Source organism: Rhodococcus sp. ACS1 (assembly GCF_002300155.1).
GTDB lineage: Bacteria > Actinomycetota > Actinomycetes > Mycobacteriales > Mycobacteriaceae > Rhodococcus_F > Rhodococcus_F koreensis.
The window spans coordinates 542,100-564,898 of sequence record NZ_NSDZ01000011.1; the positions used below are offsets into that span (position 1 = coordinate 542,100).

The following is a 22,799-nucleotide window of genomic DNA, read 5'->3' on the forward strand; positions in this document are numbered from 1 at the left end:
GATGATGACCAAGAAGGAAAACCACGACGTCGCCCGAGACAATCTGCGGGACTGGCGCACTCCGCTGCGGGTGGACGGACCCGCTGCACCGACCGCCGCGGTGTGCCATCTGGTGGTCGGCTTCGACCGACACCGGGCGAGCCACGCCGCCCTGACCTATGCGATGGACCTCGCCGGCCGACTCGGGGCGTTTCTGCATGTCGCCCACATCGTTGATATCGACGACATGCCCGTCGAACCCGACCGCGACGACTGGGAGCAGCGCTTCGCTGACGCCGTCGAATCCGAGCGCCGTGAGGCCTGCACCATGCTGGGCACGCTGCCCGGCAATTGGGCCTACTACTCCAGGGAAGGGAACCCGGCACAGCTGCTGACCACGATCGCCGAAGCCAACGACGCCCTGATGATCATCATCGGCACCTCCCGCGGCGGAGCGATGTCACTGCTGGAACGGTTCCTCGGCGAATCGGTGTCCGGTGCCCTGGTCCACCACGCCCGACGACCGGTGCTGCTCGTACCGACCTGAACGGTAAGGGGCGGCCGCCGAGCAGGGTGAAGGTGACCGCGGCATTGCCGAGCCGCCGTCATCGTGAGGTGAGCCGGATGACCGGGTACTGACGATCGGATTTGCTCTGATACTTCGCGATGCGGGGCTGGGCGGCGGCGATGCGCTGCCAGGCCTGCTCACGGTCGGCGCCCTCGAGTTGCTGCGGGACGACGGAGGCGGCGTCGCTGCCGGGCAGTTCGATCGACACCTTCCCGGGGTGCGCCATCAGGTTGGCGTGCCAGTCGGGATTCTGGCTCCCCCCGCCCGACGCGACGACCAGCCGGGCGTCGTCACCGTCCGGGAACCACGCCAGGGGTGACTGCCGCGGTTGACCGCTCCGGCGGCCCACCGTGTTGAGGATCAGCACGTCCATGCCCATGAACTGGCCGTGGCCGCGTCGGATCTTGCGGTTCATGCGGGCGTTCATCTTCCGCTGCATCCACCGCGAAAATGCACCCGGCGTACCCGGCTTGCGCTTGTCTGCTCGGTTGTTCGTGGTCATGTGCTCTCTCCCATCGGTCCAGCCGTCGTGTTCCGAATAATGACGCTACGGGCGGTCCGGTGAGCGGCGCTTCTCGATTCCTGATCGATCCGAGGCGGGCACTCGGATGAGTGCCCGCCTCGTCACACCTACCGCAGCGGCGGTGCGATCACGCCGTCGACGAGCGGCGAATCGTAGGGCTGCTTCGTGGTCCGTTCGAGGAACTCCTCCTTCGCGAGCTTCAGCAGGGTCGCGTCGGTGAGGAGATTCATCGCCGATCCGGCCATGACCTTGGCGGCGTGGACCATGCCCTTGTGTGCGGCGGGGAGCTTCCCCTGCGCGACCAGTTCCCACGAGTGCGCGGGCGTGCCGCGGCTGACGCAGGCGGTGGTGCACTGCACGGTGGGAGTGACCCAGCTGACGTCGCCGACGTCCGTCGACCCCGTGAGCACTCGCCGGGGCGCGCCAGCGTCGAATGTGATCACGCCGTCGTGCAGTGGGCTGTCACCCTCTTCGATTCGGGTACCGAACATGTCGAGCGGCTTGTCGGTGAGAAACTGCCGCGCCGTGGCGAGGTCCTGCTCGTCGAATGGCACCGGTCCGAGTTCGAGGAGCGTGTCCTGCATCGACGTTTCCAGCACCGTGTTGCCGAGAAGGTTCGAGGAGCCCCCGTCGACCTCGATCGCCACCGTGGTTTCGGTCATCAGGGCGGCGCCCTCGGCGATCTTGCGAACCCGCTCGAACAACGCACGCATCTCCCGGACATTCGGTGCCCGGACGACGTAGTACGCCTCGGCGTACGGTTGGACGACATTCGCCGAGCGGCCGCCGCCATCGAGGATCGCGTAGTGGATGCGGCAGTCGGAGAGCATGTGCTCGCGCAGGAAATTGACGCCCACGTTCATCAGTTCGAGTGCGTCCAACGCGCTGCGACCGAGTTCCGGTGACGCCCCGGCATGGGAGGCGAGGCCCGTGAAACGCACGTACGACTGCATGTACGCGAGACTGTGGTCGCGCTGCACGAGGGTGCTGTCGCCCGGGTGCCAGCAGATCGACGCATCGACGTCGTCGAATGCGCCTGCCGCGACCATGAAGGTCTTCCCGGCCGCGGCTTCCTCGGCCGGGCATCCGTAGTAGCGGACGGTCCCGGGCAGTCCGTTCTTCTCCAGGTAGCGCTTGACGGCGGTGGCGGCGAGGAGGGAACCGGCGCCGAGGAGGTGGTGACCGCAGCCCTGGCCGTTGCCTGAGGTGTTGGCCGGGTCCGGGGTGCGTTCCGGGTTGCCGGACTCCTGGCTGAGGCCGGCGAGTGCGTCGTATTCGCCGAGGACGGCGATGACGGGTTCACCGGAACCGGCTTCCGCGCTGAACGCGGTCGGCACACCGCCGATCGCCGGGGTGATGCGGAATCCTTCCGCGCGTGCCAGCTCGATGTGCCGTTCTGCTGATGCTGTTTCTTCCCAACGTAATTCGGGGTCGTCCCAGATGGCATCGCTGAGTGCGGTGTAGCGGGGTGCGAGCTCGTCGATCAGTCGGGCGAGGTCGTGGGTGGTGCTCATGTCCGTCCTATCGGTCGAAGGAGATGTCGATGGGTGATCAGTCGAGGGAATTCCACTGCGGTGTCGCCTCGGGGTCGCGGTGTGCCTCGTACCATGCGGCGACCTGAAGAACGGTCAGGTCCTGCCGTCGATCGGCGGCGATCTGCAGGCCTATCGGCCGTCCGTCCTTCGAGAAGCCGCAGTTGATCGACGCGGCGGGGGTGCCCGCGGCGTTGAACGCGGACGTGAAGTTCGCCGGGCCCGCGAACTCGGTCATCATCCGGCTCTCCGCGGGTCCGGCGAGGATGCCGGAGGTGGGCGACAGGACGGCGTCGTAGCGTCCGAGCATGTTCACGGTCTCCTGTACGAACGGCCCGATCGAGTCGTACGCCTGGATGAGCTCGAGGGAGGACAGCGAGTCGATGCGCGAGACCGCAGCGACCATCTCCTGATCGGCCCGGCTCAGATCGTCGACGATGTTCTTGTCGTTCATCTGCGCCCACAGATGCGCGGTGAAGAACGGGATGAAACCGGTGCTCAGGTAGTCCCGGGACAGATACGGCTCGACGGTCTCCACCTGTGCGCCCGCTGCCTCGAACACGGCGACGGCCCGGCGTATCGCGGCGACGATCTCGGGGTCGGCGGTCTTGCCCTCCACCGGGCCGAAATTGACTCCGAGGCGGAGCCCGCGGATGTCGACGTCCAGGTCGGTCCAGTCGATCGATTCGTCGGGGAGCGAGCTGTGGTCGCGGGAATCGGGGCGGGCGATGAGCGCCATCGTGTGGGCGGCGTCGCGAACGGAGCGGGTGATCGGGCCCGCGCAGCGACCGAGATAGGTGTCGTTGATCGGGACGCGCCCGTAGGACGGTTTGAAACCGAACGCGGCGTTCATCGCCGCGGGTATGCGGATCGACCCGCCGATGTCGGTGCCGATGTTGACCGGCGCGTAGCCGAGTGCGGCGGCGACGGCCGCACCGGAGGACGAGCCGCCCGTGTTCCAGGCAGGATTCCAGGCGTTGCGCGCGATGCCGTGCCGGGACGACACCCCGGATCCGAGCCCGCTGAAATCGGGCATGCTGGTGCTGGCGACCACCACCGCGCCCGCCTCCTGCAGGCGGTCGACGACGGGCGAGTTCTCCGTCGCGATCACCGGTTCCCGCGCGGCGGTTCCGTACGACTGCGGCAGACCGACTTTCGCGGTGTTCTCCTTGATCGTCACCGGGATTCCGTCCAGCGGGCCCAGTGCGGCGCCGCTGCGCCACCGCTCGCCGCTGCGCCTGGCGGATTCGCGGGCCTCGTCCGCGTCGATCACATAGACCGCACGGTGCGTGTCGTCCTTGGCGGCGATGCGCGCGATGGTCGACTCCAGTGCGTCGAGCGGTGTCAACGATCCGCCGGCGAATGCGTCGTTCAGTTCGGCGACGCTGCGTCCGGCGATTGTCTGGTCGGGCATGGGTATTTCCTCTCGTTCGAATGACGTGACGTGATCAGGCGGGTGCCGGCTCGTTCTCGCCGGCAGGCGGTGCGGGGGTCTCGGAGGCGGTCCGCGGGCGGCGCGAATCGAGGAACGGGGACAGGACGGCGATGCCGATGCAGAGGGCGGCGCAGATCGCCCAGACGGTGGCGTACGAGGTGAACGACGAGATCGAACTCGTCTTCTCACCGACGGTCACCGACGTGACCAGTGATGACATCAGCAGGGCGAACATCGCGCCTGCAATCGATCCCGCACCCGTTCGGGAGCTGTTGTAGACACCGGAGGCGATTCCGACCGAGTCTTCGGGAGCGCGGCTGACGATGATCGCAGGTACGACGCCGGCGAGCGTTCCGATGCCGAATCCCAGCAGGAACAACCAGATCGAGAAGGTGAGCACGCCGTCGTGGGAGACGATCATCGCCGCATACGCGGCTCCGCTGACGAGGGCGCCGAATGCGACCGCATAACGGGGTGTCAGTGCGCGAGCGATCCGGTCGCTGATCGTCGAGGCGATGAAGGCGCCGGTGGCGGTGATCGACAGGAGGAGACCCGCGATCGTGGCCGACACGCCCAGGCCGTATCCGTACGCATTCGGGTCGGCCCTCGAGAACAGCGAGATGGGCGCCTGGGAACCGAACGACTGGGCTCCAAGCAGTGCGGCGATGAGCATCGGGAGAACCAGCCGGCCCTTCGTCAGGACACGAAAGTCGATGAGGGGATTGACCGTTCGATTCTCGACGACCGCGAACGCGACCAGGGTGGCCGCACCCCCGGCGACGAGGACGACGATCAGTGGGCTTCCCCACCCGATGGCGTTGCCGTTGGACACCCCTCCCAGGACCATGAGCAGACCGGCGGACAGCAGTGCCGCCCCGGCCCAGTCGATCCGCCCCGCACTGCGAACGGTCGTCTCCCGCACCAGGAAATGGGCGACGGGAACGCAGAGCGCCAGCATGATTCCGGGAACCAGCAGCACCACCGTCAGGTTGTCGATTCGGGTCATGAACCACCCGGCGACGAAACCACCGACGATCACACCGCCGGTGAGTGCCCCGATCAGGTGGCCGATGTTGCGCCCCGCCCGGTCGGGAGCGCGGTGCCGGACGATGGCGAATTCCAAAGGCAGGAAAGCGATCAGCGGGGCCTGCAGGGCGCGGCCCGCGAGAAGCACGGCGAACGACGGAGCGAACGCGACGACGAAGGATCCTACGGCCACCGCCGCTGCGGACGCCACGAGCATCCTGCGGTGGCCGTACATGTCACCGAGCTTGGCGATGATCGGAACGCAGGCCACCGATGCGAGCAGGAAGATCGCATTCACCCAGTTCAGCGCTGCCGCCGAGGTCCCGTGTTCTTGTCCGATGCTCGTGAGGAGCGGGGGATACCACCCCTGCAGCAGACCGCTGCCGAACTCCATGACGATCAGAAAGCCGACGGCCGCGGACGTTCCGGTGGTCCGCCTCGTGCCGGTGTGTGGCGCAGTGCTCATATGTTCCTCCAGCAGAAACCGTGTGGTGGCCGTATCCTCAGCTGGATTGAAATCCGATAGGTAAAATGTCAGGAATTGATGCAAAGTGACTTCACCGAATCAGGATTCTCTGCGGAGAGACGCCGATCTACGGCTGATTCATGCACTGCAACTCGAGCCGCGGGCGTCGTGGACCGAACTGGGTAGGGCCCTCGCGACCGATCCGGTCGCGCTCGCCCGGCGCTGGGCCAGGATCACCGAAGAGGGGCTCGCGTGGATCAGCGGGCAGCGTCGTCACTTTCCCGCCGTGGCCGTCGTCGAGATCGAATGCGCGCAGGGAAAGGCCGCCGAGACCGCATTTCTGCTCGCCGACGAAGAAATCGTGCGCACCATCGATCACACGTCCGGTGGGCGCGATCTCGTCGCCGTGGTCGCGGGACCGGACCTGGAGTCCTTGTCGGCGTTCGTCATCGACCGGCTGGGGGATCAGCGTCTGATCACCCACGCCCGTACGCACCTCGTCACCGAGATCCTCGTGGAGGGCAGTGTCTGGAGGTTGAACGCACTCTCCGACGAAGAAGCGCAGCGGGTCCCCGCGGCCAAAGCACCGCGGCCGCGTGCCGCCCGGCAGGTTCCCGCCGACCTTCAGGAGGTCGTCATCCGCGCATTGTACCGCGACGGCCGGACCCCGGCCGGTGACATCGCCGCGAAGGCCGGCGTCAGCACCCAGCGAGTTGCCGACGCCATCGCCACGATGCGCCACTCGGGTGACCTCGTCCTCCGGACGGACGTCGCGCGCAGCTACACCGGGTGGCCGATCAACGCCTGGTACTTCGTGCAGGTGCCTGCGTCGTCCATCGACCGGCTCCGGTCGACGCTGTCCCGGCTCGCGGAAGTCCGGCTCGCGGTGACCACCGCGAGCCGGTACAACCTCCTCATGACCCTGTGGGTGCGAGACCTGGCCGACGTCAACCGTTTCGAAGCCCTACTCGAGAAGGTCCTCGCCGGCGCCCGCATCGCCGACCGCGCCGTCGTCATCCGCCCCGCGGTGCACTCGGGGCGCCTGCTGGATGCCCGGGGATTCGTCACCGGGCTGTCCACACTGCACGACGACCCGGCCTAGAAATTCACCCGACCTTGCACGCCGAACGCAGCAGTCGCACCCGCGACTGCTGCGAAACTAGTTGTCCGGCAAGGGCTGAACGTCAGGTGAGCGGGATGGTCCAGATGATCGCGGGCATGTCCTCGGCCCTGCGCTCCTGCCGCTGTTCACGCTGACGGTCGCGGGTCCGGTCGTCGTTGCCGCCGGGGATGTCGCGGCCGGTGTCGGGGGCGGCCACTGCTACGACCGTGTGGTCGGCGACCGGGGTAACAGCAGCCGCGGCGCCGATGGGAAGGACGCCGAGAGCAGCCGCGGCCACCACCACGGTGACGATCCGCTTCCGCAGCGAGCCGCGGTGGGTGCGTCGGGCGTCCTGGTGCGAATGTGTGGCGTTCATGGTCTGAATTCCTGTCCGAGTGCCGCAAACCCAGCGTTCACAGCTACTAGAACGGTGTCCGCGAGGGCGCGAAACGTTACGCCCCGCCGGACATTATTTTTTGCGGGAACTCTCCCGCCGCTAGCGCCACTCCCGGAACGCGTCGAGCAGACGGTCGCGCAGCGCCGGATCGAGCTCCTCCGGGGGCAGCGTGCCGAGGGTGTGCACCGTCTGCTCGATCTGCTCCAGATAAGTGGCGCAACCCGAGCACTCGCCGAGATGGGTCTCGAATCGGGCCCGGGCGTCGGGATCCATGTCGTCCTCGAGGTACGCCGTGACCAGTTCGACGAGGTCCTGGCAGTCCATTTCTCACGCTCCCGTTCCGAGATAGTCCTCGAGGGCCTGACGCACGTGTGCGCGACCCCGGTGCAGCAGCACCCGCTGATTCGCCGCGGTGATCGACAGCATCGCGGACACTTCCGCGGCGTCGTAGCCGAGGACGTCTCGCAAGACGACCACGATGCGCTGGCGGTCGGGAAGGTGCTCGAGTTCGCGGCTCGCGACGTCGAGGACCTCCGCACCGAGGACCGAACCCTCGGGAGACTCCGGCCAGCTGGTCGGGGGAGTCGCCCAGTGGTGTGGATCCTCCGGTGCCGTCCTCGGCAGGAACCGGCCAGGGTCCACGGTGGGGCTGCCCGTGAAGGCGGCCAGTTCGGCGTCGGAATCGTGCCGGTCCCGGACACCCCGCTTCTTGGCGATGTTGACGAGGATCCGGAACAGCCAGGTTCGGAGCGTCGAGCGGCCCTCGAATCGGTCGATGCCCTGCAGCACGGCGATCCAGGTTTCCTGGACGACGTCCTCCGCGACCTCGGCGCTGGCCACATAACCCCGCGCCACATGCAGCATCATCGGCGTGTGCCGGTCGACCAGTTCGGCGAAAGCTGACTCGTCGCGCGCCCGCAACGAATCGACGAGGCGCTGCTCGTACGAGGTGTCGATCTCCGTCATCCGCTCCTCCTCGGTGATCGAGGTGCTCCGGAAGCGTGGCCGCGTGAGACGGCCGGATGACATACAACCTTACTGACCTCGGCCACAGCCGTCGATCGGTCCGCGCCCGATCGTGTGGTGGGTAGGGCCGAACGGCCCTGTCTTGACCGCACGGTGCGGGGAAGACTCGATTCGGAGGGGTGGTGGCGGTCCGCGGCGATCGGCAACGGTCGCTGCGGCCCGGGTCCCCACGGACCACCCGACCCGGCAATCCCGAAAGGGCGGCGCATGAACGTTCGGCGAACTCCGCAGGCGCGTTCGGAAAGCTACTGGGAGGAACTCGGTTCAACGGAGGCCCGTCACGTCGGCGGCGCCGAGCGGGACCGGCTCCCGGCGGCGCACGAACACGTCTCGCTCGTCGACCACTGCCGAGTTGACCCGCGAGGGTAGGCAACTGTCGCTCGACGTGGCACGATTTCGTAGGTGTCCAGCAGCCCTGCCCCGGCGCACTACCTGCGCGACCTCGCGCGCCTGCGCCGCGTCCGCGACCGGATCGACCGGGAGTATGCACAACCGCTGGACGTGGACGCGCTCGCCCGCGGCGTGAACATGTCGTCCGGGCACCTCAGCCGCCAGTTCCGGCTCGCCTACGGAGAGTCGCCGTACTCGTATTTGATGACGCGGCGCATCGAGCGTGCGATGGCGCTGCTGCGCCGCGGCGACCTCAGCGTCACCGAGGTCTGTTTCGCGGTCGGCTGCGCGTCGCTGGGCACGTTCAGCACGCGCTTCACCGAGTTGGTCGGCGTGCCGCCCAGCACCTACAAGCGCGACGCGGAGCAGGCGACGGCGGGCATACCGTCGTGCGTCGCGAAACAGGTCACCAGACCGATCAGGAATAGAGAAGCGCCGGTCGCCGAGCCGCATTTATCGTGATGGTCATGGACATCACCATTCACCAGACCTACCTCCCACAGGACGATCCGGACGCCGCGCTGGGCTTCTATCGCGACATCCTCGGTTTCGAGGTCCGCAACGACGTCGGATACAACGGACTGCGGTGGATCACCGTTGGCCCCGTCGGCCAGCCCGGCACCTCCATCGTCCTGCACCCGCCTGCCGCCGACCCCGGGGTCACCGACGAGGAACGCCGGACCATCGTCGAGATGATGGCGAAGGGCACCTACGCCGCCATCAACCTGGCGACCAAGGACCTCGACAGCACCTTCGAGAAGCTGCAGGCCGGCGACGTCGAAGTGGTGCAGGAGCCGACCGACCAGCCGTACGGGATCCGCGACTGCGCATTCCGCGACCCCGCGGGCAACATGGTCCGCATCCAAGAGTTGCGCTGAGTTCGAGCAAGTCGACCGACGGAGACCGTGAACGCGGCTCCGCCCGAACAGATGGAGACACGATGAGCATGGCCACGGAATCGGAGTCGCCTGAGCTGCATCTTGCCGACAGTCACGACCTGATCCGCGTGCACGGTGCGCGCGAGAACAACCTCAAGGACATCAGCGTCGAGTTGCCGAAGCGCCGGCTGACGGTGTTCACCGGGGTGTCCGGCTCGGGCAAGAGTTCGCTGGTGTTCGCCACGATCGCCGCGGAGTCGCAGCGGATGATCAACGAAACGTACAGCGCGTTCGTACAGGGGTTCATGCCGACGTTGGCGCGACCCGACGTCGACGTGCTCGACGGTCTGACGACGGCGATCATCGTCGACCAGGAGCGGATGGGCTCGAACCCCCGCTCGACCGTCGGCACCGCCACCGACGCCAACGCGATGCTGCGGATCCTGTTCAGCCGCCTCGGGAAGCCGCACATCGGTTCGCCCCAGGCGTTCTCCTTCAACGTCGCGTCGATCTCCGGCGCGGGCGCGGTCACCATCGAGCGCGGGGGCCAGCAGACGAAGGAGCGGCGCAGTTTCAGCATCACCGGCGGCATGTGTCCGCGGTGTGAGGGCCGGGGATCGGTCACCGATTTCGACCTGACTGCGCTGTACGACGACAGCAAGTCGCTGAACGAGGGCGCGCTGACAATTCCCGGCTACAGCATGGAGGGCTGGTACGGCCGCATCTACCGCGGCTGCGGCTTCTTCGACCCGGACAAGCCGATCTCGAAGTTCACCAAGAAGCAGTTGCAGGACCTGCTCTACAAGGAGCCGACCAAGATCAAGGTCGAGGGCGTCAACATCACGTTCGAGGGCCTGATCCCGAAAATCCAGAAGTCGTTCCTGGCCAAGGACGTCGACGCGATGCAGCCGCACATCCGCGCGTTCGTGGAGCGGGCGATCACGTTCGCCACCTGCCCCGATTGCGACGGCACCCGGCTCAGCGAGGGTGCGCGATCGTCGAAGATCAAGGGGAAGAACATCGCCGACGTCTGCTCGATGCAGATCAGCGACCTCGCCGACTGGGTGCGGAGCCTGAAGGAACCGTCGGTGGCGCCCCTGCTCACCGGGCTGCAGCACCTCCTCGACTCGTTCACGGAAATCGGCCTGGGCTACCTCTCGCTCGACCGGCCGTCCGGCACGCTGTCCGGCGGAGAGGCGCAGCGCACGAAGATGATCCGCCACCTCGGCTCTTCGCTCACCGATGTCACGTACGTCTTCGACGAGCCGACCATCGGCCTGCACCCGCACGACATCCAGCGGATGAACGGCCTGCTGCTGCAACTCCGCGACAAGGGCAACACGGTGCTCGTCGTCGAGCACAAGCCGGAGGCGATCGCGATCGCCGACCACGTCGTCGATCTCGGCCCGCGCGCAGGCACCGAGGGCGGCGAGGTGGTGTTCGAGGGCACCGTCGAGGGTCTGCGGGCCAGTGACACGCTCACCGGACGGCACCTGGACGACCGCGCCACGCTGAAGTCGTCCGTCCGCGAATCGTCGGGGGCGCTGGAGGTGCGCGGCGCAGACACCCACAACCTGTGCGGCGTCGACGTCGACATCCCACTCGGCATGCTGGTGGTCGTGACCGGGGTGGCGGGCTCGGGCAAGAGTTCGCTGATCCACGGTTCGGTGTCCGACCGGGACGGCGTGGTGTCGATCGACCAGGGCGCGATCAAGGGTTCCCGGCGCAGCAACCCCGCCACCTACACCGGACTGCTCGAACCGATCCGCAAGGCGTTCGCGAAGGCCAACGGTGTGAAGCCGGCGCTCTTCAGCTCCAACTCCGAGGGCGCCTGCCCCACCTGTAACGGCGCCGGCGTCATCTACACCGACCTCGGCGTGATGGCCACCGTCGAATCCCCCTGCGAGGAGTGCGAGGGGAAGCGGTTCCAGGCGGAGGTGCTGGAGTACAAACTCGGCGGCCGGAACATCGCCGAAGTGCTCGCGATGCCGGTGGCCGAGGCCGAGGAGTTCTTCGGCGCCGGCGAGGCACGGATCCCGGCGGCGCACAAGATTCTGCAGCGGCTCGCCGACGTCGGACTCGGCTACCTCAGCGTCGGGCAGCCGCTCACCACGCTGTCCGGCGGCGAACGGCAGCGGCTCAAGCTGGCCACCGCCATGGCCGACAAGGGCGAGATCTACGTCCTCGACGAGCCGACCACCGGCCTCCACCTCGCCGACGTCGAACAGTTGCTCGGTTTGCTCGACCGGCTCGTCGACTCCGGCAAGTCGGTCATCGTCATCGAGCACCACCAGGCGGTCATGGCGCACGCCGACTGGATCATCGACCTCGGCCCCGGCGCAGGCCACGACGGCGGCCGGATCGTCTTCGAGGGCAGGCCGGAAGATCTGGTGGCCGCAGGCTCCACCCTCACCGGCGAGCACCTCGCGGCGTACGTCGGCTCCTGACCACGGCGTCGGCCCCCCGGTTGCCCACGGCAGCCGGGGGCCTTTCCGTGTGCCGGTCGCGCCGCGACTGTGACGCCCGCCACCGGATAGTGCCGAACCGAGACGTGCCCTGCCGAACAGAGACGTCATTACCCTCCCGTCGGTCCTAGCGTCACTTTCCGCCAGTGACCACAGACACGACAGGAGAGTGGAATGTCCGATCTCAATGCCGCGCTCGGCAAGGTTCTCGACGACGTCACCGCGGACGATGCGCCACGGGTACCCGGAGTGGTCGCGATGGTGACCGACCGCGACCGGACGGTGTTCGAGGGTGCGGCCGGCGTGCGGTCGGTCGCGGATGGCGAACCGATGACCACCGACACCGTCTTCGCGATCTTCTCCACCACCAAGGCGATCACCGGGACCACGGTGCTGCAGTGCGCCGAAGAAGGGCTGCTCGACCTCGACGCGCCCGCCCGCGAGTACGTTCCCGAACTCGGCGACATCCAGGTCATCGAGGGATTCGACGACCACGGCGACCCGGTGCTGCGGGCCCCGAAACGCGACATCACCACCCGGATGCTGTTGCTGCACACCGCCGGGTTCGGATACGCCTTCTTCGACGAGACCTACAACCGGCTGGGGGTGGAACACGACCAGCCCAGCGTGATCACGGCGAGCAGGGCGTCGCTGAAGACGCCGTTGCTGTTCGATCCGGGCACCAAGTGGCAGTACGGGACGAACATCGACTGGGCCGGTCAGGTGGTCGAGGCGATCCGCGGCAAGCGACTCGGTGAGGTGATGGCCGAGCGGGTCTTCGCACCGCTCGACATGCGTGACACGTCGTTCACCCTGACCGGGTCGATGGCGGCCCGGCGCGCGACGATCCACCAGCGCGAGGAGGACGGCCGGCTCACCCCACTGGATCTGGTGCTCCCGCAGGACCCGGAAATCCACATGGGCGGGCACGGCCTGTACTCGACGGTCGGCGACTACCTGAAGTTCCTGCGGATGTGGCTGAACGACGGCGACGCGCCCGGTGGACGAGTACTGCGGGCCGACACCGTGCAGGCGGCCGTGTGCAACGGTCTGGAGGGTCAGGAGGTCGGGATGCTGCCGGCCGTGATTCCGTCCCTCACGAACGACGCCGAATTCTTTCCCGGACAGCGTAAGTCGTGGGCGTACACGTTCATGGTGAACGAGGAGGACGCACCCACCGGCCGTCCGCGGGGGTCACTCGGGTGGGCGGGGCTCGCAAACTCGTACTACTGGATCGATCGTCGCACCGGAATCGCCGGGTACTGGGCCACACAGATCCTGCCGTTCGCCGACCCCGTCTCGTTCGGCGGCTACCTGGACTTCGAGACGGCGGCCTACCGGCACGCCCCGCTCGCGTCACCCGTCCAGGTCGGATAGTTTCCGTTCGAGCACGGTCCGCTCGCGCTCGTTGCCGCACAGCGTCACAGCGAGCTCGAGTTCGGTCCGCGCCTCGCCGGTGCGTCCCAGGCGGGTGAGCAGTTCGCCGCGAACACTGGGCAGCAGGTGCGAGTTCGACAGCGCCTGCGCGGCCACCAGTTCGTCCACGATCGGCAGCGCCGCGGCCGGTCCCTGGGCCATGGACACCGCCACCGCCCGGTTGAGGTCGACCACCGGTGACGGCGCCAGCCGGCCGAGTGCCTCGTAGACGAGGACGATCCGCTCCCAGTTCGTCGCGTCGACCGACGGCGCGACGGCATGGCATTCGGCGATCACCGCCTGCAGGCCGTAGGCGCCCAGGCCCCGGCCGACCTGTTCGGCGCGGGCGAGGGCGGCTCGTCCACGCCGGATCGCGGAACGGTCCCATCGGTGGCGGTCCTGCTGCTCGAGCAGCACCGGCTCACCGTCCGCCCCGGTGCGGGCCGGGAACCGCGCCGCGGTCAGCTCGAGCAGCGCGAGCAGGCCGTGGACCTCGGGCTCGTCGGGTACGAGCCGGGTCAGCACCCGGGCGAGGCGCTGCGCCTCGCTCGCCAGGTCGACGCGGATCAGGTCGCCGCCGGAGCTGGCCGACGACCCTTCCGTGAAGATCAGGTAGATCACGCTCAGCACCGAGCCGAGCCGCTCGGCCCGCTCCCCGGCGGGCGGCACCTCGAACGGCACCCGGGCCGCGCCGAGCGTCTTCTTCGCCCGGGTGATCCGGGCCTGCACAGTCGCGGTCGGGACGAGGAACACCTTCGCGATCTCGTCGCTAGTCAGACCGCCGACCACCCGCAGCGTGAGCGCCACCCTCGCCTCCCGCGACAACACAGGGTGGCAGGAGATGAACATCAACGCCAGGATGTCGTCGTCGATCTGGTCCGGATCCCACAGCACGTCGCCGGTGCCGCGGGCCGCATCGGCGGGCGCGGGACCCGAGACGGCGCCGCCCTCGCCCAGTTCGTGGGCGAGGACGGCGTACCGCTCGTCGAGGGCGGCGCGCCGACGGAACGCGTCGATCGCGCGGCGGCGGCCGACGGTGAGCAACCATCCCGCCGGGTTGTGGGGAATGCCGTCGCGTGGCCAGCTCACGAGTGCCTCCGCCAGCGCCTCCTGACCGAGGTCCTCGGCCAGCGCGAAATCGCCGGTGTACCGGGCGAGCGCACCGACGATCCGCGCCGACTCGATCCGCCAGACGGCGGCGACGGCCTCACGCCCGGTGTGGCCGCCGCCCGCCGACCCGCTCAGAGCTGGCCGGTCTCTTCGCGCCACGCCCGCTCCTTCTGAATCCACTCGTTGTCCTGCGGGAACTCGTCGATCGTGGTGACCCGGCGGATCTCCGCCTTCGAACCGGGACCGGCCATCGGGGCACGCTTCGCCCACTCCACGGCCTCCTCCTTCGATGCCACGTTGAGCATCCAGAAGCCGCCGAACAACTCCTTCGTCTCACCGTAGGGGCCGTCGGTCACCACCGGAGTCTCGGAGGAGTAGTCGACCACGACACCCGATTCGGGGTCGGGGTCCAGGCCCTCGGCGGCGAGCAGCACACCCGCCCGGATCATCTCGTTGTTGAACTTGCCCATCGCGTCCATGATCTCGCCGAAGTCGGCGTCCTGGAATGCCGCGAAGGTCTCGTCCGTGGCGCGCATGATCAGCATGTACTTCATGGTTCGTCTCCTTGGATGTCGGGGCCCTCTTGGACCTTCTCATCCTCAGGTCGAACGGGGGGTGGCATGGATCGACACACCTTCAAAAAACCTTCACGTGAGTGGCAAAGAGTGCGGGAGCACTCTTTGCCACTCACGTATCCGGTCAGTGCAGGTGGCTGCCGCCGTTGATGTCGACGGTGGTGCCGGTGAGGTACGCGGCGTCCTGGGAGGACAGGAAGGTGATGACCGCGGCCACCTCGGTGGTGGTCGCGACCCGGCCGAGGGGAATGTCGCGGCAGAGCGCGGCCTCCTGCTCGGCGGTGCTGCCGACCCGGATGCTGGTGTCGACCGCACCCGGGGTGACGGCGTTGACGGTGACCCCGCTGTCGCCCAGTTCCCGCGCGAGGGACTTGGTGAAACCGAGGACCGCGGCCTTCGCGGACGAGTACGGAACCTTCCCGAAGACGCCGCCGCCGCGCTGGGCGGAGACGGACGACATGTTCACCACACGCCCCCAGCCGTTGTCGATCATGGCCGGCAGGAACGCGCGGGTGACCAGGTAGGTGCCGGTGGCGTTGACCGCCATCACCTTGTTCCACAGTTCGAGCGTGGTCTCGAGGAACGGCACCGGCGACGTAATGCCGGCGATGTTCGCGAGCGCCCCCACAGCCGGGAGGTTTCCGCCGGCGACCTCGGCGGCGACGGCGTCGTGCGCCCGCTGGACCGACTGCTCGTCGGCGACATCGATGTCGTGACCGAACGCGGGGACGCCGAACTCGTTCCCGATCTCGGCGGCGACCTTCGCGGACTTCTCGCCGTCGAGGTCGAGAACGACGATCGCCCAGCCCTCTTCGGCGTAGCGGCGGGCGGTGGCGAGACCGATACCGCGCTCGGAGGTGGCGCCGGTGATGACGGCGGTGCGCTGGATGGACGACATGATCGCTCCTCGTGTAGCTGGGATCGCGGGTCCCGGCCTGCGGTGGAGTGCAGGAAGCCGGTCGACGACGCGGTAGATGACTGCCACCACAGTAAGTCGATCAACTGTTAACAGTCAACCGTCGGCGGATAACGGTTGACAGATGGACGTGGCTCGGATCACACTGTGAACTCCGCACTGTTGACAGTCAACAAATCCGCGGCAATCGTAGAACCGGCAGCCCGAAGAGGAGTCCCCATGAGTACCGAAACACTCAGGATGCGAGGTCCTGTCCATGGCACGAAGGACGCCAGGCGCGTAGCGATCGGCTCCTCCGTGGGTGCCGTCATCGAGACCTACGACTTCATCGGGTTCGGTACCGCCGCGGCGCTGTACTTCGGTACGGCCTTCTTTCCCGGCGCGGATCCGGTCACCGGAACACTCGCGGCGTTCGCGACGCTCGGTGTCGGCTTCGCAGCGCGCCCGCTCGGCGGCGTGCTCGGTGGGCACCTCGGCGACAAGCTGGGCCGCAAGCCGGTGCTGGTGGCGTCGCTGATCGCGATGGGTCTCGCGACGTTCGCGATCGGCCTGCTGCCCACCTATTCGCAGGTGGGGCTGATCGCGCCGGTGCTGCTGGTTCTCGTCCGCGTCATCCAGGGCCTCGCCTTCGGCGCGGAATGGGGCGGCGCGATCCTGATGAGCTACGAGCACGCCCCCTGGAAATCCAAGGGCAAGTTCACCGGCATCGTGCAGGCCGGCTTCCCCGTCGGGCTGCTGCTGGCGAATCTGGTGTTCCTGTTCAGCGTGCACCTCGGCGGCGACTGGGCCTGGCGGGTGCCGTTCCTCGCCAGCATCGTCCTGGTCATGGTCGGCCTGGTCATCAGGTCGAAGGTGCCCGAGTCCCCGGTCTTCGAGGACGTCAAGAACGAAGGCGACATCGTCAAGTCGCCGGTGCTCGAATCCATCAAATACGACTGGCGAAACATCCTGCGCGGCATCGGTCTTCGAGTCGCCGAGACGGCGGGCTACGCGGTGTCGATCACGTACATGATCTCGTACCTGCACAACCAGGGTCTCGCCGGAAAGTCCGAAACCCTCGTCGCCCTGTGCATCGCGTCCGCGATCGGCATCTTCGCCACCGTCGCCTGGGCCCGGCTCACCGACCGCATCGGACGACGCCCCCTCTACATTGCGTCCTGCGCCTTTGCCGCACTGTTCGGAATTCCGATGTTCCTTCTGGTCAACACCGGTCTCTTCGTCCTGATCATCGCCACCATCGTGATCTCCTACGGCGTCTGCCAGAACTCGCTGGCGGGAGCGCAGGGTGCGTGGTTCCCCGAACTCTTCGACGCCTCGCGCCGTGCCTCGGGAGCGTCCCTCGCCTACCAGATCTCGGCGATGGTCTCCGGCTTCACGCCCTTCGTCACCACGCTGCTGTTCGTCTCCTTCGGCTGGTGGGGCCCCGCGCTGCTGTTCAGCACGTACGCCCTGATCGGACTGTGGGCGGCATTGATCACCAGGGAGACCTGGGGACCCACCGAACGTCGCCTCGCCGCCGAGGCCGCGGAGCGCGCCGATTCCAAAAGCGCCGACGCGCCGACGTCGACCGGCACCACGCCCACGATCCGCAAGGAAAAGGAACTCCTGTGACCATCACAACCGCCGTTACCGCGGCCGAAGACACGACCAGTGAAGCGTCGCGCATCGCGACCGTCGAACAGTTCGCCTACCGCATGCGGCACAACGTCATCGACATGGGTGAGGAACAGGGCCAGGGATACGTCGGGCAGGCGCTCGGGGCCGCCGACATCTTCGCCACCGTCTACGCCGACCGACTGCGTTACCGCGCCGACGATCCCGCGTGGGAAGGCCGCGACCGGTTCCTGCTCTCCACCGGCCACTACGCGATCGGCCTCTACGCCGCACTCGCCGAGGCCGGAATCATCCCCCGCAGCGAACTGCAGACGTACGGCTCCGACGACTCCCGGCTGCCGATGTCGGCGATGTCCACGTACACCCCCGGCATGGAAATTTCCGGCGGCTCCCTCGGGCACGGCCTCACCATCGCGGTCGGCATGGCCCTCGGTCTGCGGCACCAGAATTCGACGGCCCGCGTCTTCAACTTCCTCTCCGACGGCGAACTCGACGAGGGCTCGACGTGGGAGGCGGCGATGGGCGCGCACCACCACCGGCTCGGCAATCTCACCGCGATGGTCGACATCAACGCGCTGCAGGCCGACGGCGCCACGTCGACGGTACTGAGCACCGAACCCGTGCACGACAAGTGGGCGGCTTGCGGCTGGCACGTCGAGCGCGTCGACGGCAACGACGTCACCGCCTTGGTGCGCGCATTCGACAACGCCGCGGCCGAATCCGACGGCAAGCCGTCGATCGTTCTCTGCGACACCCGCGTCGGCAAGGGCGTGCCCCTGCTCGAGACCCGGGAGAAGGCGCACTTCATGCGCATCGACGAACACGAGTGGCAGATCTGCCGCGACCAGCTCACCGCCGGCTTCGACAACAAGGACGCCTGACATGACCACCGCCGCCAGCAAGCCGAAGCTCAAGACCTCGGCCATGATCGCCTCGTTCGTCGACGAGGGGCAGAAGACCGCGTCCGCGCCGTTCGGGCACGCCCTCGTACAGGCTGCTCGGGAGAACGACAAGATCGTCGGGCTGTCCGCCGACCTCGCCAAATACACCGACATGCACATCTTTGCGCAGGAGTTCCCCGACCGCTTCTTCCAGATGGGGATGGCCGAGCAGCTTCTGCTCGGAGCCGCCGCCGGGATGGCCGAGACCGGCCTCGTGCCGTTCGCGTCCACGTACTCGGTGTTCGCCGCACGCCGCGCCTACGACTTCCTGTGCCTCGACATCGCCGAACCGAACCTCAACGTCAACATCATCGGCGGCCTCCCCGGCCTGACCACCGGCTACGGGCCCAGCCACCAGGCCACCGAGGACATGGCCATCTTCCGGGGCATCCCCAACCTCACCATCGTCGACCCGTGCGACTCGATCGACATCGAGCAGGCCGTCCCGCAACTCGCCGCGTCCGACGGTCCCACGTACCTGCGGTTGCTGCGGGGGAAGGTCGCGACCGTGCTCGACGAGTACGACTACACGTTCGAGCTGGGCAAGGCGAAGGTGCTCCGCGGCGGCAACGACGTCGTCTTCGTCACCAGCGGGCTGATGACGATGCGCGCCCTGCAGGCCGCCGATCGGCTGGCCGGGCACAACGTCGACGTCGCGGTCGTGCACACGCCGACGATCAAACCGTTCGACGCCGCGACCGTCCTGGCCGAGATCGACACCGACCGCCTGGTGGTCACGCTGGAGAATCACACCGTGATCGGCGGCCTCTTCGAAACCGTGGCGGCCGCCGTCGTCACGGCCGGACTCGGCAAGCGTGTCGTGCCGATCGCCCTCCCGGACGAGTTTCTCGACGCCGGCGCCCTGCCCACCCTGCACGATCGGTACGGCCTGAGCACCGACCGGATCGTCGCCAAGGTGCTGGGCGAACTGGCATGACCTGCACGTACGGCCCTCGCCGCGGGTCCGGGGGCGAGGGCCGTACGATGGCTGTCAACAGGTTGCTGTCAACAGACCGCTGTCGACAGTTGATCGCCGACCCCACGGAGGCACCCATGGCCGGACAACCCGCCGCACTGCTCGGGCTGGAGAAGACCAGTCTCCGTCAGCAGGCCGTCGCCGCCCTGCGGGTCGCGATCACCAGCGGGGAACTGGCGCCGAGCAGCCCGCTCGTGGAGACGGAACTGTCCGAGATGCTGCAGATCAGCCGCGGCACGCTCCGCGAGGCGATGCGTCAACTCCAGCAAGAGGGCTTGATCTCCGCGGGTGCGCGGGGTCGCCTGTACGTGCGGCACCTCGATTCCAAGGAGATCCGCGACATCTTCGCTGTCCGCGCCGCCCTCGAGGCACTGGCGGTCCGGGAACTCGCCGGCCTGGCCGACCGCACCACCGCCATCGCGGAACTGCGCGCTGCCCTCGACGTCATGGACACCGCGGTCCTCGAGGCCCGCATTGAGGCCGACCTGAACTTCCACCGCACCATGTGCTCGCTGACCGGCAACGACACACTCCTGCACTCCTGGATCTCCCTCGAGGGATCCATCCGGATGTCGATCATGTTCGCCGGCCTCGACCGCGCCGTCGGCAACATGGACGTCGGCCGGCACAGCGCCATCGTCGACGCCATCGAAACCGGCGACGCCGACGAAGCGGCCAAAGCGATTCAGACGCACATGGACTGGGCCTCGGCGAATCTGGTTGCCTGACTCCCACGTGAGTGGCAAAGAGTGCGGGAGCACGCTTTGCCGCTCACGTACCCGGCGTCACCCGGCACACGAACGCAGGCACGTGCGCGGGGGCGGTTGCGTCGAGGGTGGTCCACGACCGTCGGCGGGCGTCGAGCGGCGTGCCGGCGAGGATGCGGGCCCGCCGGTGCTCGGGTTCGAGCAGCACCGTCGACAGGGTGGCCCAGCGCTGACCGAAGACCGCGTCCGGGGCGGGGACGCAGCACAGCTGGGGCTGCCCCGGATCGGAGTACAGGTACTCGACGAGGTGATCGGCGACCGCAGGCGCCGCGTATCGCTGCTGCCGGGAGGCGATCAGCCCGTAGCGGTCCTGGGAGTCGGGCTCGTACAGGCCGGCCTTCTCGCGGGCGGCGTTGGCCGGGTCGAGAAAGTGGTTGGTGTGCGTCAGGAATCCGTCCGTCGGGTGCAGGGCGGCGACGCCGACGGGGCTGACCTCGGCGCACGCGACGGTGTCGGGGTCGATCAGCGTCAGCGCGCCCGAGGTTGCGATCGGCGCCGAGCGCAGCAGATCGAGGGCCTCGTCGACGGTTCCGGCTTCACCGAGGACCGCCGCCGACAGGATGTGCACGGGCACCCCGGCCGGTACGTCGTCGCGGTGGCCGAGGATGTTGAAGAACACGCCGAGGCCCGCACTGTTCATCCCGATCTTGCCGAGGATGCCGTGCTCGGTCAGCCCGACGTAGGCGTGGCGGGTTCCGCGCACCTGATGGGTGTGCCAGTACGGGTCGAGTTCCTGATGCCAGTCCCAGGTTTGGATCCCGAACGGCGCCGACGCGCGATCCGCGGGTGCGTAGGCGATGGTGGAGCACTCGCCGGGGCGGGCCGCGGTGGCCTGGGACAGGATCTCCGTGCGGCCGTTCAGTGCCATCACGTGCCAGGTTTCGAGCCCGGCGCCGACAGCGATGCCCTCGATCTCGTCGAGGTACCGGGGACCCCACGCCCCCAGGACATCCGCGAGACGGTGCGCACTGTCGCGGGTCCGGCTCTCGCTCACGCCGACCGTATCGAACAGGCGCAGATACAGTTCCACGGACGCGGGCAGGTCGGTGCGCAGCTGCGTGCCGCGGGCGACACCGCGTTCGCGCGGCCGGGTGTCGTCGACGCAGACGTGAGGGCGGGCAGTGGTGGATTCGGTCATGATCGTCCTCGTTATCCAGATGGTGTGAATAAAGCTGTGGAGCAATTGATCACAGGGGGTCAGCGGGTTCGGTACGAGCGCATCAGCACGACGTACAGCGCCGCGGACACGAGCAACCCGACCGGCAGCGACAGATCCACGCCGCCGACCGCGTTCGCGACGGGTCCGGTGTAGACCGGGGCGGCGACGCAGAGCGCGGCCGCGGCGATGCCGGTGAAGACGGCGACCGTTCCCGCCCAGTTGGTCCCACCGCTGTACCAGTAGGGGCTGCTGCTGGTTTCGTCGCCGAGCCCGAGGCCGTCGTAGCGGTTGCGGCGCCACAGGACGTCGGCGACGTAGACGGCCATCACGGGACCCATCACGGTCACGACGAGCTGCATCATGTTGCTGACGGTGTCGAGGAAGTTGGAGACGAGCAGGGCGTACAGCGTCATGGCGACGCCCATCGAGCCGTCGAGGAGGACGCTGCGCGAGCGTCGCAGGCGCAGCCCGACCGATTGCAGCGCGAGCCCGGAACTGTATGCGGTCATCGCGTTGTTGGCGATGGTGCCGACGATGACGGCGAGCAGGAAGATCGGCGTGAACCAGGAGGGGAGGATGGCCTCGAGTGCGATCTGCGGGTCGGCCATGTCGAGTCCGGTGCCGGCGAGTGCGCCGAGCGCGGTGAACAACACGCTGGGGACGAACGCGCCGAGCGCCGTCCAGGCGGTGACCGACACCGGCGACGTGGTCGCCGGCAGGTAGCGGGCGAAGTCCGCGCTGTTGGTGTAGGACAGCGGAGCCGACGCCACGATGGAAACACCCGCGGCCACCGTCGCCCACAGCCCGATTCCGTGGAGCGCCTCCGCCGGCTGGTAACCCCAGTCGGCGTTCCCGAGGACGTAGCCGGCCATCACCACGAAGATCAGGATCAGCACGACGGCCAGCGGCTGGTAGAGCCGCACGATCGTCGCGTGCCCGTACACACCGATGGCCAGCGTGGCGGCGGCGATCGCCAGGATGACGACGACCTTCACCGGGGTGGTCGCGTGGATGCCGAACCGTTCGAGGAGCCGGAACGCCGTGTACGACGCGGCCGCCCAGTTCAGCGCCAGGTAGCAGACGCTGATGAACCAGCTGGTCACGAGGATGTTCACCCGATTGCCGCGGATGCCGAAGATCGCCCGGGTGATCACCTCGCTGGGTGTGCCCGACGCCGGTCCACTGGCGGCGACGATCCCGGTGAGGATCGAGAACAGGTTGCCGACCACGATCACCGCGAGCGCCTGCCAGAACGACAGGCCCATCAGGATCAGTGCGCCGCCGACGACCAGGGCCAGGTAGCTCACGTTGGGCGCCGCCCACACCGCGAACAGGTCCCGGGCGCGGCCGTGTCGCTCGCCGTCGGGGATGAAGTCGATGCCGTGCGTCTCCACCTGCCCGGCACGGTCGGCGGGCGGCGTCGTGCCGGGTTTCGCCGCGCGGGAGTCTGCTCGAGTCGATGCCATGGGGTCCTCCGGGTAGACGAGCACGGATGTGCGGCTGGTGGCGCAATCGCCGATCTGGCGTGACCCGGGTCA

General features: G+C 67.9%; 22 protein-coding genes. 10 read left to right on the top strand and 12 right to left on the bottom strand.

Translation table 11 applies throughout. The features are described from left to right. Window positions 1-4: 4 nt before the first annotated feature. Window positions 5-526, top strand: coding sequence for a universal stress protein (locus CJ179_RS43970; RefSeq protein WP_072943622.1), 522 nt, complete (start codon window positions 5-7; stop codon window positions 524-526). Window positions 527-584: 58 nt separating this feature from the next. On the opposite strand, the gene CJ179_RS43975 is transcribed toward CJ179_RS43970, so the two are convergent. From CJ179_RS43975 to CJ179_RS43990, 4 genes are all read right to left on the bottom strand, one after another. Then, complete coding sequence (locus tag CJ179_RS43975) at window positions 585-1,049, bottom strand: nitroreductase family deazaflavin-dependent oxidoreductase (RefSeq protein WP_072943620.1); 465 nt, start codon at window positions 1,047-1,049, stop codon at window positions 585-587. A gap of 128 nt (window positions 1,050-1,177) precedes the next feature. Then, the gene (locus CJ179_RS43980; RefSeq protein WP_095865600.1) at window positions 1,178-2,584 is read right to left on the bottom strand and encodes a M20 family metallopeptidase; all 1,407 of its coding nucleotides are present in this window, start codon (window positions 2,582-2,584) and stop codon (window positions 1,178-1,180) included. A 37-nt stretch (window positions 2,585-2,621) separates the two neighbouring features. Next, window positions 2,622-4,016: an amidase gene (locus CJ179_RS43985; protein WP_095865601.1), complete on the bottom strand. Its 1,395-nt coding sequence runs from the start codon at window positions 4,014-4,016 to the stop codon at window positions 2,622-2,624. Between the two features lie 34 nt (window positions 4,017-4,050). After that, a complete protein-coding gene (locus CJ179_RS43990; protein WP_072943615.1) occupies window positions 4,051-5,529 on the bottom strand; it encodes an MFS transporter in 1,479 nt (492 codons plus the stop codon). An 85-nt stretch (window positions 5,530-5,614) separates the two neighbouring features. On the opposite strand from CJ179_RS43990, the gene CJ179_RS43995 reads away from it, so the two are divergent. Further along, window positions 5,615-6,631 (top strand): Lrp/AsnC family transcriptional regulator, encoded by a 1,017-nt coding sequence (locus tag CJ179_RS43995; protein ID WP_072943613.1) that lies wholly within the window; start codon window positions 5,615-5,617, stop codon window positions 6,629-6,631. 82 nt (window positions 6,632-6,713) lie between these two features. On the opposite strand, the gene CJ179_RS44000 is transcribed toward CJ179_RS43995, so the two are convergent. The 3 genes from CJ179_RS44000 to CJ179_RS44010 all read right to left on the bottom strand — a co-directional run bounded on the left by CJ179_RS44000 (window position 6,714) and on the right by CJ179_RS44010 (window position 8,057). Then, window positions 6,714-7,007 (bottom strand): hypothetical protein, encoded by a 294-nt coding sequence (locus CJ179_RS44000; RefSeq protein WP_072943611.1) that lies wholly within the window; start codon window positions 7,005-7,007, stop codon window positions 6,714-6,716. Window positions 7,008-7,127: 120 nt separating this feature from the next. Continuing rightward, on the bottom strand, window positions 7,128-7,352 hold the full coding sequence (locus CJ179_RS44005; protein ID WP_072943609.1) for an anti-sigma factor: 225 nt from the start codon (window positions 7,350-7,352) through the stop codon (window positions 7,128-7,130). A 3-nt stretch (window positions 7,353-7,355) separates the two neighbouring features. Further along, window positions 7,356-8,057 (bottom strand): RNA polymerase sigma factor, encoded by a 702-nt coding sequence (locus CJ179_RS44010; protein WP_095865602.1) that lies wholly within the window; start codon window positions 8,055-8,057, stop codon window positions 7,356-7,358. Between the two features lie 399 nt (window positions 8,058-8,456). On the opposite strand from CJ179_RS44010, the gene CJ179_RS44015 reads away from it, so the two are divergent. From CJ179_RS44015 to CJ179_RS44030, 4 genes are all read left to right on the top strand, one after another. Beyond that, window positions 8,457-8,906 carry a helix-turn-helix transcriptional regulator gene (locus CJ179_RS44015; protein WP_072943606.1) on the top strand — a complete coding sequence of 150 codons (450 nt, stop codon included), beginning with the start codon at window positions 8,457-8,459 and terminating at the stop codon, window positions 8,904-8,906. 5 nt (window positions 8,907-8,911) lie between these two features. After that, complete coding sequence (locus CJ179_RS44020; protein ID WP_072943842.1) at window positions 8,912-9,322, top strand: VOC family protein; 411 nt, start codon at window positions 8,912-8,914, stop codon at window positions 9,320-9,322. A gap of 62 nt (window positions 9,323-9,384) precedes the next feature. After that, window positions 9,385-11,769, top strand: a complete 2,385-nt coding sequence (locus CJ179_RS44025; protein WP_072943604.1) for an excinuclease ABC subunit UvrA — start codon at window positions 9,385-9,387, stop codon at window positions 11,767-11,769. A gap of 192 nt (window positions 11,770-11,961) precedes the next feature. After that, window positions 11,962-13,164, top strand: coding sequence for a serine hydrolase (locus CJ179_RS44030; protein ID WP_095865603.1), 1,203 nt, complete (start codon window positions 11,962-11,964; stop codon window positions 13,162-13,164). On the opposite strand, the gene CJ179_RS44035 is transcribed toward CJ179_RS44030, so the two are convergent. From CJ179_RS44035 to CJ179_RS44045, 3 genes are all read right to left on the bottom strand, one after another. Continuing rightward, entirely contained in the window at window positions 13,144-14,472 is a 1,329-nt protein-coding gene (locus CJ179_RS44035) for an RNA polymerase sigma factor (protein ID WP_072943601.1), read from the bottom strand. The two genes, CJ179_RS44030 and CJ179_RS44035, sit on opposite strands and share 21 nt — an antisense overlap. Further along, window positions 14,445-14,867, bottom strand: a complete 423-nt coding sequence (locus CJ179_RS44040) for a YciI family protein (RefSeq protein ID WP_095865604.1) — start codon at window positions 14,865-14,867, stop codon at window positions 14,445-14,447. Before CJ179_RS44040 ends, CJ179_RS44035 begins: the two co-directional genes overlap by 28 nt. A gap of 145 nt (window positions 14,868-15,012) precedes the next feature. Next, window positions 15,013-15,786, bottom strand: coding sequence for an SDR family NAD(P)-dependent oxidoreductase (locus tag CJ179_RS44045; protein WP_095865605.1), 774 nt, complete (start codon window positions 15,784-15,786; stop codon window positions 15,013-15,015). Window positions 15,787-16,023: 237 nt separating this feature from the next. Here CJ179_RS44045 and CJ179_RS44050 point away from each other — a divergent pair, with 237 nt between their 5' ends. The 4 genes from CJ179_RS44050 (at window position 16,024) to CJ179_RS44065 (ending at window position 20,063) form a co-directional block, all read left to right on the top strand. Next, on the top strand, window positions 16,024-17,415 hold the full coding sequence (locus tag CJ179_RS44050; RefSeq protein ID WP_072943595.1) for an MFS transporter: 1,392 nt from the start codon (window positions 16,024-16,026) through the stop codon (window positions 17,413-17,415). Beyond that, on the top strand, window positions 17,412-18,299 hold the full coding sequence (locus CJ179_RS44055) for a transketolase (RefSeq protein ID WP_095865606.1): 888 nt from the start codon (window positions 17,412-17,414) through the stop codon (window positions 18,297-18,299). The genes CJ179_RS44050 and CJ179_RS44055 overlap by 4 nt, the downstream gene beginning before the upstream one ends. 1 nt (window position 18,300) lies before the next feature. After that, on the top strand, window positions 18,301-19,296 hold the full coding sequence (locus CJ179_RS44060; protein ID WP_095865607.1) for a transketolase family protein: 996 nt from the start codon (window positions 18,301-18,303) through the stop codon (window positions 19,294-19,296). 116 nt (window positions 19,297-19,412) lie between these two features. Further along, window positions 19,413-20,063, top strand: a complete 651-nt coding sequence (locus tag CJ179_RS44065) for a GntR family transcriptional regulator (protein WP_072943589.1) — start codon at window positions 19,413-19,415, stop codon at window positions 20,061-20,063. 43 nt (window positions 20,064-20,106) lie between these two features. On the opposite strand, the gene CJ179_RS44070 is transcribed toward CJ179_RS44065, so the two are convergent. Continuing rightward, on the bottom strand, window positions 20,107-21,240 hold the full coding sequence (locus tag CJ179_RS44070) for a C45 family peptidase (protein WP_095865608.1): 1,134 nt from the start codon (window positions 21,238-21,240) through the stop codon (window positions 20,107-20,109). A gap of 59 nt (window positions 21,241-21,299) precedes the next feature. Then, window positions 21,300-22,727: a cytosine permease gene (locus CJ179_RS44075; RefSeq protein WP_095865701.1), complete on the bottom strand. Its 1,428-nt coding sequence runs from the start codon at window positions 22,725-22,727 to the stop codon at window positions 21,300-21,302. Window positions 22,728-22,799: the final 72 nt, after the last annotated feature.